The 16,314-nt window shown below is 68.4% G+C and carries 12 protein-coding genes; 6 read left to right on the top strand and 6 right to left on the bottom strand.

All coding sequences use genetic code 11. The features are described from left to right. Positions 1-188 precede the first annotated feature (188 nt). From ACTWP6_RS01140 to ACTWP6_RS01115, 6 genes are all read left to right on the top strand, one after another. Positions 189-782, top strand: coding sequence for an HdeD family acid-resistance protein (locus ACTWP6_RS01140; protein ID WP_443186614.1), 594 nt, complete (start codon positions 189-191; stop codon positions 780-782). A gap of 80 nt (positions 783-862) precedes the next feature. Continuing rightward, positions 863-2,323, top strand: a complete 1,461-nt coding sequence (locus ACTWP6_RS01135; protein WP_443186613.1) for a cytochrome ubiquinol oxidase subunit I — start codon at positions 863-865, stop codon at positions 2,321-2,323. Between the two features lie 9 nt (positions 2,324-2,332). Then, positions 2,333-3,373 (top strand): cytochrome d ubiquinol oxidase subunit II, encoded by a 1,041-nt coding sequence (gene cydB, locus ACTWP6_RS01130; RefSeq protein ID WP_443186612.1) that lies wholly within the window; start codon positions 2,333-2,335, stop codon positions 3,371-3,373. After that, positions 3,370-4,989, top strand: coding sequence for a thiol reductant ABC exporter subunit CydD (gene cydD / locus ACTWP6_RS01125; protein WP_443186657.1), 1,620 nt, complete (start codon positions 3,370-3,372; stop codon positions 4,987-4,989). Before cydB ends, cydD begins: the two co-directional genes overlap by 4 nt. Beyond that, complete coding sequence (locus ACTWP6_RS01120; protein ID WP_260758100.1) at positions 4,976-6,454, top strand: ATP-binding cassette domain-containing protein; 1,479 nt, start codon at positions 4,976-4,978, stop codon at positions 6,452-6,454. Before cydD ends, ACTWP6_RS01120 begins: the two co-directional genes overlap by 14 nt. Continuing rightward, entirely contained in the window at positions 6,451-6,957 is a 507-nt protein-coding gene (locus tag ACTWP6_RS01115) for a DUF4190 domain-containing protein (protein ID WP_260752299.1), read from the top strand. Before ACTWP6_RS01120 ends, ACTWP6_RS01115 begins: the two co-directional genes overlap by 4 nt. Here the strand turns inward: ACTWP6_RS01115 and ACTWP6_RS01110 are convergent. The 6 genes from ACTWP6_RS01110 to ACTWP6_RS01085 form a co-directional block, all read right to left on the bottom strand. Next, on the bottom strand, positions 6,941-7,822 hold the full coding sequence (locus tag ACTWP6_RS01110; protein ID WP_260752296.1) for an acyl-CoA thioesterase II: 882 nt from the start codon (positions 7,820-7,822) through the stop codon (positions 6,941-6,943). The genes ACTWP6_RS01115 and ACTWP6_RS01110 overlap by 17 nt on opposite strands. 17 nt (positions 7,823-7,839) lie before the next feature. Further along, on the bottom strand, positions 7,840-9,258 hold the full coding sequence (gene pyk, locus ACTWP6_RS01105) for a pyruvate kinase (protein ID WP_260752295.1): 1,419 nt from the start codon (positions 9,256-9,258) through the stop codon (positions 7,840-7,842). A 27-nt stretch (positions 9,259-9,285) separates the two neighbouring features. Then, complete coding sequence (locus tag ACTWP6_RS01100) at positions 9,286-10,794, bottom strand: glutamate synthase subunit beta (protein ID WP_260752291.1); 1,509 nt, start codon at positions 10,792-10,794, stop codon at positions 9,286-9,288. Next, positions 10,787-15,343, bottom strand: a complete 4,557-nt coding sequence (gltB, locus tag ACTWP6_RS01095) for a glutamate synthase large subunit (RefSeq protein WP_443186656.1) — start codon at positions 15,341-15,343, stop codon at positions 10,787-10,789. The genes ACTWP6_RS01100 and gltB overlap by 8 nt, the downstream gene beginning before the upstream one ends. 79 nt (positions 15,344-15,422) lie before the next feature. After that, positions 15,423-15,836, bottom strand: coding sequence for a DUF2752 domain-containing protein (locus tag ACTWP6_RS01090; RefSeq protein WP_443186611.1), 414 nt, complete (start codon positions 15,834-15,836; stop codon positions 15,423-15,425). Continuing rightward, positions 15,826-16,254, bottom strand: a complete 429-nt coding sequence (locus ACTWP6_RS01085) for a TM2 domain-containing protein (protein WP_260752289.1) — start codon at positions 16,252-16,254, stop codon at positions 15,826-15,828. Before ACTWP6_RS01085 ends, ACTWP6_RS01090 begins: the two co-directional genes overlap by 11 nt. Between the last annotated feature and the right edge of the window lie 60 nt (positions 16,255-16,314).

Raw genomic sequence — 16,314 nt, 5'->3', positions numbered from 1 at the left:
CTTTCTTCTTCGGGTCGTCCGCGTTTCCGCCTGAGTCCCCTCAGAACCAGGCATTCCCAGCCAGGAACGTTAACGACCGATGATCCGGCGCGCAGCGCCGGTAACAGGACATTAACGACACGATGGAGACATCACAGCCGTACTGCGAAAACAGGGTAGGCATGTCGCCCGTGTGTCACACTGCGCGCATGGAAACCGCTGCTCCCCCAAGCATGTTGCAGCACCTGTGGAAGTCGGCGCTGGTGTCCGGCCTTCTCGCCGTCGCGCTGGGCGTCATGGTGCTCGTCTGGCCGGCCATCACCGTGGTGGTGGCCGCGATCTTCTTCGGCGCCTATCTGTTGATCGCAGGCGTCTCGCAGGTGGTCTTCGCGTTCAGCCTTCACGTGTCCGCCGGCGGACGGGTACTGCTGTTCCTCAGCGGCGCGGCCGCCCTAATCCTGGCGGTGCTGTGCTTCCGCAGCCTGCAGGAATCAATCCTGCTGCTGGCCATCTGGATCGGTATCGGGTTCATCTTCCGCGGGGTGGCCACCGCGGTGTCGGCCATCAGTGACCCGACTCTGCCCGGTCGAGGGTGGGAGATCTTCATCGGCGTGGTCAGCCTCATCGCCGGCGTGATCATGCTCGCCTCGCCCTTCGACTCGTTGGCCACGTTGACGATGGTCGTCGGCATCTGGCTGATCGTGCTCGGCGTGTTCGAGGTGGTGTCGGCCTTCGGCATCCGCTCGGCCAGTAAGAACCTCGCGCCGACCAGAGATCCGGTCGTCACGTCCGCGCCGGAATGAGACGAAAGTCCTAGCCATGCGACGCCCGACCTCTACTACACTTTGTCGTAAATCGGACTTGTAGAGCCTGGGAGTGGCGCATGGACGCATTGGATGTGTCGCGGTGGCAGTTCGGAATCACCACCGTCTATCACTTCATCTTCGTCCCGCTGACCATCGGGCTGGCGCCGCTGATCGCCGTCATGCAGACGGTTTGGCACGTCACGGGCAACACCGCCTGGTACCGGCTGACGCGCTTCTTCGGCAAGCTGTTCCTGATCAACTTCGCGATAGGTGTGGCGACCGGCATCGTGCAGGAGTTCCAGTTCGGGATGAACTGGAGCGAGTACTCCCGCTTCGTCGGTGACATCTTCGGCGCCCCACTCGCCTTCGAAGGCCTGATCGCGTTCTTCTTCGAGTCCACGTTCATCGGCCTGTGGATCTTCGGCTGGAACCGGTTGCCGCGCCTGGTCCATCTGGCCTGCATCTGGATCGTCGCGTTCGGCGTCAACGCCTCGGCCTACTTCATCATCGCGGCGAACTCCTTCATGCAGCATCCGGTCGGCGCGCGCTACAACCCGGAGACCGGGCGGGCCGAACTCGTCGATTTCGTGGCGTTGCTGACCAACAACACCGCCATCTGGGCCTCGCTGCACGCCATCACCGCGGCACTGCTGACCGCCGGGGCGTTCGTCGCCGGCATCTGCGCGTGGCTGATGGTGCGCGCACAGCGGCGCGGCGGTGAAGACGTCGAAGCCAGGACCATGTACCGCCCCGCCACGATCCTGGGCAGTCTGGTCGCACTGATCGCCGCCGCGGGCTTGTTCTTCACCGGCGACATCCAGGGCAAGCTCATGTTCGACCAGCAGCCGATGAAGATGGCGTCGGCGGAATCCTTGTGCTACACCGCAACCGACCCCGACTTCTCGATCCTGACCGTGGGGACGCACAACAACTGCGGCAGCGTCATCCACCTCATCGAGGTTCCCTATGTGCTGCCCTTCCTGGCCGAGGGCAAGTTCTCCGGTGTGACGCTGCAGGGCGTCGAGGATCTGCAACGCGCGGCCGAGCAGAAGTTCGGTCCCGGCAACTACCGCCCCAACCTGTTCGTGACCTACTGGTCATTCCGCGCGATGATCGGATTGCTGCTGGTGCCGGTGGCGTTCGCGCTGGTGAGCCTTTGGCTGACCCGCCGGGGACGGATCCCCGACCAGCGCTGGTACGGAACCTTCGGACTGCTGACCCTTCCAACGCCGTTCCTGGCCAGCTCGGCCGGCTGGATCTTCACGGAGATGGGCCGGCAGCCCTGGGTGGTGGTCCCCAATCCCACGGGTGACCCGATGGTCCGGATGACCGTGCAGGAGGGCGTGTCCAACCACGCGGCAGGCACCGTGATGTTCTCGCTGGCGGTGTTCACGCTGCTGTACGGCGCGCTGGCGGTGGTGTGGTTCTACCTGTTGCGGCGATACGTGACCGAAGGCCCGCAGGAACACGACTCCGAACCGGCGCCTCCGGCACCGCCCGACGAGAACGACGTCGCACCCCTGTCGTTCGCCTACTAGGAGATTGTCATGGGACTCCAGGAACTGTGGTTTGTCCTGATCGCCGTGCTGTTCCTCGGCTTTCTGGTGCTCGAGGGTTTCGACTTCGGCGTCGGCATGCTGATGGCCCCGATGGGCACCATGGGGCCCGGCGATCCCGACAACCGGCGCCGCGCGGTCCTCAACACCATCGGCCCGGTCTGGGACGCCAACGAGGTGTGGCTGATCACCGCGGGCGCAGCGATGTTCGCCGCGTTCCCCAACTGGTACGCGACGCTGTTCTCGGCGCTGTACCTGCCACTGCTGGCGATCCTGTTCGGCATGATCCTGCGGATCGTCGGCATCGAATGGCGCGGCAAGATCAACGATCCGCAGTGGCGGCGCTGGGCCGACGTCGGGATCGCGCTCGGCTCATGGCTACCCGCGTTCCTGTGGGGTGTCGCATTCGCGATTCTGTTGCGCGGCTTGCCGATCGACGCCGACGGCCAGGCCCATGCCGGCATCGGTGACGTGCTCAGCCCGTACACCTTGCTGGGCGGATTTGCGACGGCGACGCTGTTCGTGTTCTACGGCTCGGTCTACCTCGCGCTGCGCACCGCGGGCGCCCTGCGCGAGGACGCCTTCCGCGTGGGCCGCATCATGTCGGTGCCGACGATCGTGCTCGCCGGCGGCTTCGGCTTGTGGACCCAGCTGGCCTACGGCCGCACCTGGACCTGGTGGGCGCTCGCTGTCGCGGTGCTCGCGTTGCTGACCGCGGTGGCCCTGATGTGGGGACAGCGCCGTGAGGGGCTCGCATTCGTGTCCATGGTGATCGTGATCGCCGCGGTGGCAGTGCTCATCTTCGGCTCGATGTATCCCAATCTGCTGCCGTCGACACTGAACCCGGACTGGAACGTGACGATCTACAACGGGTCCTCGACGCCGTACACGCTCAAGATCATGTCGTGGGCGTCGCTGACCCTGCTGCCGCTGGTGCTGGGTTACCAGGCCTGGTCTTACTGGGTGTTCCGCAAACGCGTCACCGCCGAGGCCATTCCGGAATCCATCGGACTGTCGAGGCGGCCGTCCTGACCGATCCCACCCGCGCCCCGATCGACCCGCGACTGTGGCGAGCCTCGACGGCGACGCGCCGATTCCTGGCCGTCACCACGGTCTGCGGCGTGCTCATCGCGGCGTGCACGATCGCCTCGGCGGTCGTCCTTGCCGATGTGGTCGCCCGGGTGATCACCGACCCGGCCTCCCGCAGCGTCGACGCGCTCGCCGCCCAGATCACGACCCTGGCGGCGCTGTGGACGGCTCGCACCCTGGTGCAGTGGCAGCAGGGCCGGCTCGCCCAGCACGGGGCCAGCGCCGTCATCGCCGACCTGAGCGAACAGGTGTTGACGGCGGCCACCTCGCTGCCGCCGCGCGAGCTCGCCACCCACCGCGACGACGCCGCGGTGGTGATCACCCGGGGACTCGACGGGTTGCGGGCGTACTTCATCGCCTACCTGCCCTCGCTGTTCCTGGCCGCGGTGCTGACCCCGGCCACCGCGGTGGTCATCGCGCTCTACGACTGGAAATCCGCCGTGATCGTGCTGATCGCGCTGCCGCTCATTCCGGTGTTCATGATCCTAGTCGGTCTGGCCACGGCGGACCGGTCGGCAGCGGCGCTGACGGCGATGTCGACGTTGCAGTCTCGGCTACTGGACCTGGTGGCGGGCCTGCCCACCCTGCGGGCGCTGGGCAGAGCAGAAGGGGCCGCGGAGCGGATCGCCGAACTGGGTGCCGCGCACCGCCGTTCGGCGATGGCCACGATGCGCATCGCGTTCTTGTCCGCGCTGGTGCTGGAATTGCTGGCCACGCTCGGGGTGGCGCTGGTCGCGGTCGGGGTCGGCATGCGGTTGGTGTTCGGTGAGATGACCTTGACCGCCGGGCTGACCGCGCTGCTGCTCGCCCCGGAGGTGTTCTGGCCGCTGCGCCGGGTCGGAGCCGCATTCCACGCCTCCCAGGACGGCAAGACGGCGGTGCAGGCGGCGTTCCGGTTCATCGACGCCGCCCGGCAGCCGCCTGCCGGAGACGCGCCGGTGCCGGGTGCTGCGGTCACCGTCGAGGTCGACGTCCCGGCGATGACGGCACAGCCCGGCCGCGTGACGGTACTGACCGGTCCGAACGGCATCGGCAAATCCACGCTGCTACAGGCGATCCTCGGCCTGGACCGCCCGACGGCCGGGCGGATCCAGATCAACGGCCTCGACGTGGGTGACCTGGATACGCGGCAGTGGTGGTCGCAGGTGGGATGGCTGGCGCAGAGACCCGTGCTGATCCCGGGCACCGTGCGGCAGAACCTGGAGCTGTTCGGCCCGCTGAATGATCTCGAAGCCGCTTGCCGGGACGCTTGTTTGGACGAGGTGCTCGCCACGCTGCCCGCCGGTCTCGACACCGTGGTGGGGCGCGGCGGGGTCGGGCTGTCGCTCGGGCAGCGGCAGCGACTCGGACTGGCCCGGGTACTCGGATCCGGGGCGCCGCTGGTTCTGTTCGACGAACCCACCGCCCACCTCGACGGACCCACCGAAGCGCGGGTGCTGGAGGCGATCGCGCGTCGCGCCGCCGGCGGGGCCACGGTGATCGTGGTCGGACATCGCGCCTCCGTCCTGGCGATCGGCGATGTGGTGGTGGACATGGGCGGTGACCGTGTCCGGTCCTGACCCCCTCGTCCAGGCGTGGCCTCTGCTGGCCCCGCGGGCGCCACGAATCGCGCTGGCCGTGCTGCTGGGGGCCTTGTCACTCGGCAGCGCGCTGGCGTTGACCGCGGTGTCGGCGTGGCTGATCACCCGGGCCTGGGAGATGCCGCCGGTGCTGCACCTGACCGTCGCCGCGGTCACCGTGAGGGCCCTGGGCATCTCGCGCGGCGTGCTGGGGTACTGCGAGCGGCTGGCCTCACACGACACCGCGCTGCGGGCGGCAGGCACCGCCCGGGCACGGTTGTTCACCAGGCTGGCCGACGGCTCGGAGAACGTCGTGATGCGGCGCAGCAGCGGCGAACTGGTGTCCCGCGTCGGTGCGGGGGTGGACGAGATGTCCGACGTCGTGGTGCGGGCTGTCGTCCCGATCGGCGTCGCCACCGTTCTGGGGGCGGCCGCCGTCGCGGTGATCGCCGTCATCTCGCCGGCGACGGCCGCGGTGCTGACGGTCTGCCTCCTCATCGCTGGCGCGGTGGCGCCGGCACTGGCCGCCCGCGCCGCTTCAGCTGCGGAAAGCGTTGCCACCGAACATCATTCACAGCGCGACAACGCGGTGATGCTGGCCCTCGAACACGCCCCCGAACTGCGGGTCAGCGGCCGACTCGCCGACGTGATCGCCGAGGCGGGCGCCGAACAGCGCCGCTGGGGCCGGGCGGTCGACCGGGCCGCGGCACCGGCGGCCGTCGCCGCGGCCGCACCGACCGCCGCCGTCGGGGTCAGCGTGCTGGGGGCTCTGTTCGCCGGAATCTCATTGGCGGGCACCGTCGCGCCCACCACCCTCGCGATCCTGATGCTGGTGCCGTTGGCGGCGTTCGAGGCGACCGCAGCGTTGCCGGGCGCCGCCGTGGCGTTGACCCGGGGGCGCATCGCCGCCCGGCGTCTGCTCGCTCTCACCGAACCCGCAGACGGCGACCGCAGCAGGCCCGTCGTCGCCCCGTTGCGCCTGAAGCCCGGCGAGCGCGTCGCGGTGGTCGGGCCGAGCGGCAGCGGCAAGACCACCCTGCTGATGCAGACACCGGGGGTGTTCTTCGCCGAAGATGCCCACCTGTTCTCCACCACGGTGCGCGACAACCTGCTCGTGGCACGCGGGGACGCGACCGACGATGAGCTGCGGGATGCGTTGCGGCGCGTCGGTTTGAGTGCGTGGCTCGACGGGTTGCCTGAGGGGCTGTCGACAGTACTCGTCGGCGGCGCCGCCGCGGTCTCGGCCGGGCAGCGCCGGCGGTTGCTGCTTGCCCGAGCGCTGGTGTCCACCGCCCCGACGATCCTTCTCGACGAACCGACCGAGCACCTCGACGCGGCCGACGCCGACCGGATGCTGACCGACATCCTCACGCCGGGGGCGATGTTCGACTCCGGCCGCACGGTCGTCGTCGCCACTCATCATCTGCCCCGGGACGTCCCTGTGACGGTAATCTCACCGGCATGAGCGAACCGCCGCCTCCTCCGCCCGGCAGCTACCCCGGCGGCTATCCGCCGCAGCCCTACGGTGGGTACGGCGGCTATGGCGGATACGGCGGGTACCCGCCGACGCCGGCGGCCCCGAAGAACGGTCTGGGCACCGCGGCGCTGGTGCTGGCCATCGTCGGTCTGCTGCTGTGCTGGACGGTCGCCGGCGGCGTGCTGCTCGGCATCGCTGCGATCGTGCTCGGCTTCGTCGCCCGGGGCCGGGTCAAGCGAGGTGAGGCCACCAACGGCGGCGTCGCCCTGGCCGGCATCGTGCTGGGCGCCGTGTCGATCGTCGCCGGGCTCGTCCTGGTCGTGATCTATGCGACGTTGGGGGTCGCGCTGTTCAACGACCTCGGTGGCGGCGACTACGTCGACTGCCTGCAGCGGGCCGGGTCCGATCAGGAGGCCGTGCAGCGGTGTGCCGACGAGTTCACCGAGCGGGTCGAGGAGTCCTTCTCCGTCACCGTCACTCCGACGCCGTAGCCCGCCCGGGGAAGTACTTGACAATGCCTTCCTGCACGACCGTGGCCAGCGGCTGACCCGAACGGTCGAAGAAGTGGCCGCTGCCCAGCCCCCGGGACTCCGCGGCCACCGGGGAGGTCGTCGAGTACAGCACCCAGTCGTCGAACCGCACCGGCCGGTGAAACCACACCGAATGGTTGGTGGTGACCGCGAAGATCCGGTCGTGTCCCCACGACAATCCGTGGGTGGTGATGATCGAGTCGAGCACCGTGGTGTCGGATGAGTACACCATCGCCGCGGCGTGCAGCACGGGGTCGTCGGGCAGTACCCCCTGGGCCTTCATCCACACCCGGTTGTGGGTGAGCTTGTCACCCTTGTCCCGCATGATCCAGGCGGGGTCGTTGGTGTACCGCCATTCGATGGGACGCAACGCGTTGGCGAAATGCGGAACCACCTGCTCGTAACCGCGCAACAGATCGTCGATGGGCGGCACCGACAGCGGGTCGGTCGGTGGCGGCGGCTCCACGCCGTGTTCGAGACCCTTTCCGCCGGCCAGGTAGGACACCATCGCGGTGGTCAGCAGCTCGCCCTTCTGCATCACGTCGACGCGGCGGTTTGCGAAACGCCGCTCGTCGCGCAACCGCACCACCCGGAACTCCAGATCCTGCTCCGGATCACCACCAGCGATGAAGTGCACCGACAGCGCGCTCGGGGGCGTGGGATGGTTCAGGCTGCGGCTGGCGGCCACGAACGCCTGCGCCATCATCTGCCCGCCGAAGGTTCGGACCGGGTTCTTGCTCGGGTGGACGCCGACGAAGGTGTCGTCATCAAGCCGGTCCAGGTGGAGTATCGCCAGCAGCTCCTCGAAGTCGGCATGTGGCGACACAGACACTCCCTCGGCGGCTAGACGTCGTCCTCCCCGATGCGGTGGACGTGGATCAGATTCGTGGAGCCTACTGTGCCGGGCGGCGCACCCGCGACGATGACCACCAGGTCGCCCCGCTTGTAGCGGCCGAGGTTGAGCATCGACTGGTCGACCTGGCGGATCATTCCGTCGGTGGTGTCGATGTGCGGGACGATGAACGTCTCGGTGCCCCAGGTCAGCGCCAACTGGCTGCGCACCTCGGGCAGCGCGGTGAACGCCAGCACCGGCAGCGGCGTGTGCAGCCGGGCCAGCCGGCGCACGGTGTCGCCGGACTGGGTGAAGGCGACGAGTGCCTTCGCGTCCAGGCGTTCACCGATGTCGCGCGCGGCGTAGGAGATCACCCCTCGCTTGGTGCGGGGCACGTGGGTCAGCGGCGGCGCCGCCACCGAGTTCTCCTCGACCGCGGAGATGATGCGCGCCATGGTGCGCACCGTCTCGAACGGGAACTTACCCACCGAGGTCTCCCCCGACAGCATCACCGCGTCGGCGCCGTCGAGCACCGCGTTGGCGACGTCGGACGCCTCCGCCCGGGTGGGCCGTGAGTTCTCGATCATCGACTCCAGCATCTGCGTGGCCACGATGACGGGTTTGGCGTTCTCCCTCGCCATCTGGATCGCGCGCTTCTGGACCAGCGGAACTTCCTCCAGCGGCAGCTCCACGCCGAGGTCACCGCGGGCGACCATGATCGCGTCGAACGCCAGCACGATGGCTTCGAGGTTGTCGATGGCCTCGGGCTTCTCCAGTTTCGCGATCACCGGGACCCGCCGGCCGACACGGTCCATCACCTCGTGGACCAGTTCGACGTCGGCGGGCGAGCGCACGAACGACAGCGCGACCAGGTCGACGCCCAGGCGCAGCGCGAACTCGAGATCGTCGATGTCCTTCTCCGACAGCGCGGGCGCCGAGACGTTCATGCCGGGCAGGGACATGCCCTTGTTGTTGCTGACTTTGCCGCCCTCGGTGACGGTGCAGACCACGTCGGTGCCGTCGATGTGCTCGACGACCAGACCGACGTTGCCGTCGTCGACGAGGACCCGGTCGCCGGGGCGGGCGTCCTGGGCCAGCCGCTTGTAGGTGGTGGAGACCCGGTCGTGGTTGCCGAGGAAGTCCTCGGTGGTGATCCGGACGGTCTCGCCGTTGGCCCACACGGTGGGTCCGTCGGCGAACCTGCCGAGCCGGATCTTCGGCCCCTGCAGGTCGGCGAGGATTCCGACGGCCCGCCCGGTGGCGTCGGACGCGGCACGGACACGCTTGTAGTTCGCTTCGTGATCGGAGTACTCACCGTGGCTGAAATTGAGCCGGGCGACGTCCATCCCGGACTCGACGAGTTGCCTGACGGCCTCGTCGGAGGCGGTGGCCGGACCCAACGTACAGACGATCTTCCCGCGTCTATTCACGGCTACCGAGCATAGTCGTTGATCGATTCAGATGACGGCCAGCGGCAGCGCACCGGGCCGGACCGGCGCCGGGAGATCCGAGTCACCCATCAGATAGGCGTCCACGGCGTGCGCCGCACTGCGACCTTCGGCGATCGCCCACACGATCAGCGACGCGCCGCGATGGGCGTCGCCGCAGACGAACACCCCGGGTGCGTCGGTCTGCCAGTCCGATCCGCACGAGAGGGTGCCGCGCCGGTTCAGCGACAGACCGAGTTCGTCGAGCAGCGTCATGCGCTCGACCCCGTCGAACCCGATGGCCAGCAACGCGAGGTCGCACGGTATCTCCAAGGCGTCGCCGACCGGAACGATGTGCCGGCGTCCCGTCTCGTCGCGCTCGACCTTCACCTCGGCGATCTCGATCGCTCGCAGGTTGCCGCGATCGTCGCCGAGGAACCGCTGCACCGCCACCTCGTAGCGCCGGTGCCCGCCCTCGGCATGCGCCGGAGACAACCGGGTGCGCAGCACGATCGGCCACGTCGGCCACGGCGACCGCGACTCGTCGCGATACTCGGGCGGTTCGGGGTTGTAGTCCAGCTGAGTCACCGACGTGGCGCCCTGCCGATGCGCGGTGCCGAGGCAATCGGCCCCGGTGTCACCGCCGCCGATGATGACCACATGCCTGCCCTCGGCGCTGATCTGGCTCGGTCCGTCGCCCTCACACTCCCGGTTGGCCGGGACCAGGTGCTCCATCGCCAGATGCACACCGTGGAGGCCGCGCCCCTCGACGTCGTTGTCCCGGGCCCGCAGCGCGCCGACCGCGAGCACGACAGCGTCATGCTGGGCCCTCAGCTGTTCCACCGGAAGGTCCACTCCCACTTCGCATTCGGTGACGAAACGGGTCCCCTCCGCGCGCATCTGGGCCAGCCGTTGGTTCAGCGTGGACTTCTCCAGCTTGTATTCGGGGATGCCGTAGCGCATCAACCCGCCGATGCGGTCGTCGCGCTCGTACACGGTGACGTCGTGACCGGCCCGGGTGAGCTGTTGTGCGGCAGCCAGTCCGGCCGGACCGGACCCGACGACCGCCACCTTCTTTCCGGTGGAGATCGCCGCGGGTTGAGGCTCGACCATGCCGTCCATCCAGGCCTGGTCAGCGATGGTCTGCTCGATGCGTTTGATCGTGACGCTGCCGCCGGTGTGCTCCTCGGATATCGACAGCACGCAGGCGGCCTCGCACGGAGCCGGACACAGCCGGCCGGTGAACTCCGGGAAGTTGTTGGTCGCATGCAGCCGGTCGCTGGCTGCGTCCCACCGGCCGCGGCGCACCAGGTCGTTCCACTCGGGGATCAGGTTCCCGAGCGGACAGCCGGCAGTTCCGGAGTGGCAGAACGGAATTCCGCAGTCCATGCAGCGCCGGGCCTGCTGGGACACCTCGCCGGCGCGCTGGTGCGGATCCTGACGTTCGTAGACCTCGCGCCAGTCCCCGACCCGTTCGTCGACCGGCCGCTTGGCGGCCTCCACCTTGGCGACTTCGAGAAATCCGTGCGGATCAGCCACGGCTGGCCTCCATGATCGCAGAGTCGACATCGCGACCCTCGGCCTTCGCCATCCGGGTCGCTTGCAGCACGCGCTGATAATCGCGCGGCATGATCTTGGTGAATTGGGCGCTGCGCCTGGGCCAATCGGACAGCAACGAGGTCGCGACGGCGCTGCCGGTGTACCGCGCGTGCCGGGTGACGACATCGTGCAGCCACGCGAGATCCTCCGGTTCGAGCCGCTGCAGCTCCACCATGTCGGTGTTGACCCGCTTCGGGTCGAGGCCGAGCACGAACGCAATGCCGCCCGACATGCCCGCCGCCATGTTGCGGCCCACCTTGCCCAGCACCACCACCCGGCCGCCGGTCATGTACTCGCAGGCGTGGTCGCCGACGCCCTCGACGACGGTCAGCGCACCCGAGTTCCGTGCCGCGAAGCGCTCCCCCACCCGGCCGCGCAGGTACAGCTCACCGGACGTCGCCCCGAACAGCAGCGTGTTGCCGGCGATCACGTTGTCCTCCGGCAGGAACAGCACGTCGTCCTGCGGTTTGACGATGATCTTGCCGCCCGAAAGACCTTTGCCGACGTAGTCGTTGGCGTCCCCGACGAGCTCCAGTGTGACCCCGGGCGGCAGGAACGCGCCCAGGGACTGTCCCGCGGACCCGGTCAGGGTGATGTGCACGGTGTCCTCGGGCAGTCCCTGGGCACCGTAACGTCGGGTGATCTCGCTGCCCAGCAGGGTTCCGACGGTCCGGTTGACGTTGCGGACGGGCAATTCCAGGCGCACCGGGTGCGCGTCCTCGAGGGCGCCTTCGGCCAGTTGGATCAGGGTCTGGTCCAGGGCCTGATCGAGTGCGTGGTACTGGTCGCGGACCCGGCGCCGGGCGGCGGGCCGGCCGGTGTGAGCGTCGGCGGGCACCGCGAAGATCGGCGACAGGTCCAAACCCTTGCTCTTCCAGTGCGCGACGCCGTCGGCGGTGTCGAGCATCTCGGCGTGCCCGACCGCCTCGTCGACGCTGCGGAAACCGAGCTCGGCCAGATACCGACGGATGTCCTCGGCGATGAACCGGAAGAAGTTCTCCACGAATTCGGGCTTGCCGGTGTAACGGGCGCGCAGCTCCGGGTTCTGCGTCGCCACCCCGACCGGGCAGGTGTCGAGGTGGCAGACCCGCATCATGATGCATCCCGACACCACCAGCGGCGCGGTGGCGAACCCGTACTCCTCGGCGCCGAGCAGCATCGCGACCATGACGTCGCGGGCGGTGCGCATGCCGCCGTCGCACTGGACGGTGATGCGGTCACGCAGACCGTTGAGCATCAGGGTCTGCTGGGTGTCGGCCAAGCCGATCTCCCAGGGCGCGCCGGCGTGTTTGAGGCTGGTCAGCGGCGCAGCACCGGTGCCGCCGTCGTAGCCGGAGATCAGCACCACGTCGGCGTGTGCCTTGGACACACCGGCGGCCACCGTCCCGACGCCGACCGAGCTCACCAGCTTGACGTGGATGCGCGCGTCGGCGTTGGCGTTCTTCAGGTCGTGGATCAGCTGCGCAAGGTCCTCGATCGAGTAGATGTCGTGGTGCGGCGGCGGGGAGATCAGCCCCACGCCGGGCGTCGAGTGCCGGGTCTTGGCGATGCTCGGATACACCTTGTATCCCGGAAGCTGGCCGCCCTCACCGGGTTTGGCGCCCTGCGCCATCTTGATCTGGATGTCGGTCGCGTTGACCAGATAGTCGCTGGTGACACCGAACCGGCCCGAGGCGACCTGCTTGACGGCACTGCGCCGCTTCGGGTCATAGAGCCTCTCGGCGTCCTCTCCGCCCTCGCCGGAATTGGACCGGCCCCCGAGGTTGTTCATCGCCACGGCCATCGTCTCGTGGGCCTCTGCCGAGATCGACCCGTAACTCATCGCACCGGTGTTGAAGCGGGTGACGATGGAGTCGACGGATTCCACCTCTTCGAGCGGGACCTCGGGCCGCAGCCCCTTCTTGAATTCGAACAGGCCGCGCAGCGCTCCCCCCTCGCGGGCCAGCCGGTCGACCTCGGCGGAGTACTTCTCGAACACCTCGTAGCGGCCAGTGCGGGTCGAATGCTGAAGCAGGAAAACCACTTCCGGACTGAACAGATGCAGCTCGCCCTCGCGGCGGAACGCGTACTCACCGCCCACCTCCAACCGCCGGTGCACCCGCTCGGTCGGGTTCTCCGGGTAGGCACGGCGGTGCCGCAGCTTCACCTCCTCGGCGATGACGTCGAGACCGACGCCACCGAGCTGGGTGGGCGTGCCGGTGAAGTACTCGTCGATGACGTTCTTGTCGATACCGATCGCTTCGAACGCCTGCGCGGCGGTATAGGAGGCGACCGTCGAGATGCCCATCTTGCTCATCACCTTCATCACCCCCTTGCCGAGCGCTTTGAGGTAGTTGCGCACCGCGGTGACCGGTTCGATCCCGGTGAGCTCACCTTCGCGGATGAGGTCCTCGATGGACTCGAACGCCAGATACGGGTTGACCGCGGCCGCGCCGAAGCCGATCAGCATCGCGATGTGATGGACCTCGCGGGCATCGCCGGTCTCGACCACCAGCGCGACGGTGGTGCGTTCCTTGGTACGCACAAGGTGGTGGTGCACGGCCGACACCGCCAGCAGCGACGGGATCGGCGCCTTGGTGTGGTCGGAGTCCCGGTCTGAGATCACCAGTGTGCGCGCGCCCTTGGCGATGGCCTCGCTGGCGCGCAGGCGCAGGTCCTCCAGCGCGTCGGCCAGCCCCTCGCCGCCGCGTTCGACGTCGTAGAGCGCCCGCAGCACCGCGGTGCGCAGGCCGGGATGTTCACCGTCGTCGTTGATATGGACGATCTTGTTGAGCTCGTCGTTGTCCAGAACCGGCCAGCTGAGCCGGATCTGGCGGCAGGACGCGGCCGACGGTTCCAGCAGGTTCTGCTCGGGCCCCATCACTCGGGCCATCGATGTCACGATCTCCTCGCGGATCGCGTCCAGCGGCGGGTTGGTCACCTGGGCGAACAGTTCGACGAAGTAGTCGTAGAGCAGCTTCGACCGCTGCGACAGCACAGCGGCGGGCGTGTCGGTGCCCATCGACCCCAGCGGCTCGGCGCCCGAGGCGGCCATCGGGGTCAACAGAATTCGCAGATCCTCCTCGGTGTAGCCGAAACTGACCTGCCGGCGGACCACCGATTCGTGGTTGGGATGCACCCGGGCGCGGTCGGGCAGCGTCTTCAGATCCAGCAGACCGGCATGCAGCCATTCGCCGTAGGGTTCGGCGGCGGCGAGTTCTTCTTTGATCTCATCGTCGGAGACGATGCGCCCCGCGGCGGTGTCGATCAGGAACATCTTGCCGGGCTGCAGCCGGCCCTTGGCGACGATCTCGGCCGACGGCACGTCGAGCACACCGGCCTCACTGGCCAGGATGATGCGGTCGTCGATGGTCCGCCACCACCGTCCGGGCCGTAATCCGTTGCGGTCCAATACTGCTCCGACGAGCGCGCCATCGGTGAAGGTGACACAGGCGGGCCCGTCCCAAGGCTCCATCAGGGATGCGTGGAACTGCCAGAAGGCACGCTCGGGCGGTTCCATCGTGGTGGTGTTCTCCCACGCTTCAGGGATCATCATCAGCACGGCATGGGGCAGGCTGCGGCCGCCGAGGTGGAGCAGCTCCAGGACCTCGTCGAAAGACGCGGAGTCGGAGGCGCCGGGCGTGCAGATCGGCGACAGCCTGCTCAGGTCGCCGGGGATGGTGGCGCTGGCAAGCTTGGCTTCGCGGGCGTGCATGCGGTTGCGGTTGCCGCGCACGGTGTTGATCTCACCGTTGTGGGCGACGAAGCGGAACGGGTGGGCCAGCGGCCAGGACGGGAACGTGTTGGTGGAGAAGCGGCTGTGCACGATGGCGATCGCGCTGACACAGCGTTGGTCGCGGAGGTCGGAAAAGAACTGCGGCAGCTGCAGTGTGGTCAGCATCCCTTTGTAGACCATGGTGCGGCTGGACAGTGACGGAAAGTACACGCCGTCACGTTCAGCGCGTTTGCGCACCGGATACACCAGCCGGTCGAGTTCGAGCCCGGCCGGCCGGACCCCGCCACGGGCGGGCGCGGTGACGAACAGCTGCGCCATGTGCGGCATGCAGTTGACCGCCGTGGAACCCAGCTCGGCTCCGGCAGGATCGACGGGCACCTCGCGCCAGCCGAGCACCTCAAGGCCCTCGTCGGCGGCGATGGCTTCGACGGTCTCGCGGGCGCTTTCGCGGGCGCTGTGGTCCTGCGGCAGAAAACACATGCCTGCGGCGAAGGTGTTGGCCCCGTCGGCGGCGGGTTCTGGCAGCGGGAAGTCGGCGACCTCACGCAGCAGCTCGACGGGTAGCTGGATCAGGATGCCGGCACCGTCGCCGCTGCTGGCTTCGGCGCCTGCAGCGCCGCGGTGCTCAAGGTGTTCCAGCGCAATCAGACCGTCCGCGACGATCGAGTGTGAACGGCGGCCCTGGATGTCGGCCACCATGGCCACCCCGCAGGAATCCACCTCGTTGTCGGGGTCGTACAAACCTTGGGGTTCGGGCAAAGCCGAATAGAGCATGGACACCGGCCTCCAGTCCTGAATTCGAATCAGGGACTGCACCGGCCCGTCGGTCGAGTGTATCAGCGCCGCAGCAGAGCTACCCGTCGAGAACCGTCGGGACCAGCGGGAATCCAGGCAGATTGCGGACCACCGTCCACGCCAGGACCGCTGTGATGACGACCACGTAGGTGGGCATGGTGAAGGCGGGCCTGCCATGGCGACGGCGCAGCAGAACCCAGGCCAGGAGCAGCGGCGCACCGATGAGGATGAAGGCGTTGTCGACGAACGCCGCTGCCAGATCACCGTGCAGCAGATCGTGGGTCATGCGCAGCCCACCGCAGGCCGGACAGTTCCACCCGGTCAGAGCTTGGAACGGGCACGGCGGAAACACGAATGTCGGGCTGTGCGGGTCACCGATGCCGATGTAGGCGAGCGCGCCGGCGGCCGCGGTCGCGGCGCCGAGCCCGAGCAGCAGTCGGTGACGGGTGGGTGAGGTGGAGCTAGGTCCCATCGCGCAGCGGACGCCCCTCCGGATCGCGCACCTTGTCGGTGAGGATGAGGACTGCGTCGACGATGCCCCAGATGATGGCGACGATGCCGCACGTGAGTAGCCCCACGACGAGCTGGATGACGCCAAGCTTCGTGTAGCCCAGATAGATGCGGCCGATGCCGACCAGCCCGACAAGGCCGAGCAGCTGCAGCAGCCCGCCTACTACCTTGGATTTGTCCGACAGCGGTTCGCCGGTGATCGGGTGGCGGCCCCACGGTGCGGCAGGGTCGGGGTATCCGGCCGAATAACCGCCCACGGGCGGCGGATAGCCGCCGGGAGGGGGTGCGTACTGCGGTCCCGGTGTCGCATAGCCCGGCTGCGACGGTGGTGGCGTGTGCGGATTTCCGCTGTCGTTACCGCTGTACGGGGGCTCGGTCATCACACCAGCATGCCAGAGCCCACCACCTCTCAGCAGGTGGCGGTGCGGGCGTTTCCGCCC

It is taken from the genome of Mycobacterium sp. 4D054 (assembly GCF_052245755.1).
Classification (GTDB): Bacteria; Actinomycetota; Actinomycetes; order Mycobacteriales; family Mycobacteriaceae; genus Mycobacterium.
This window is presented reverse-complemented; position numbering and strand designations above follow the sequence as displayed.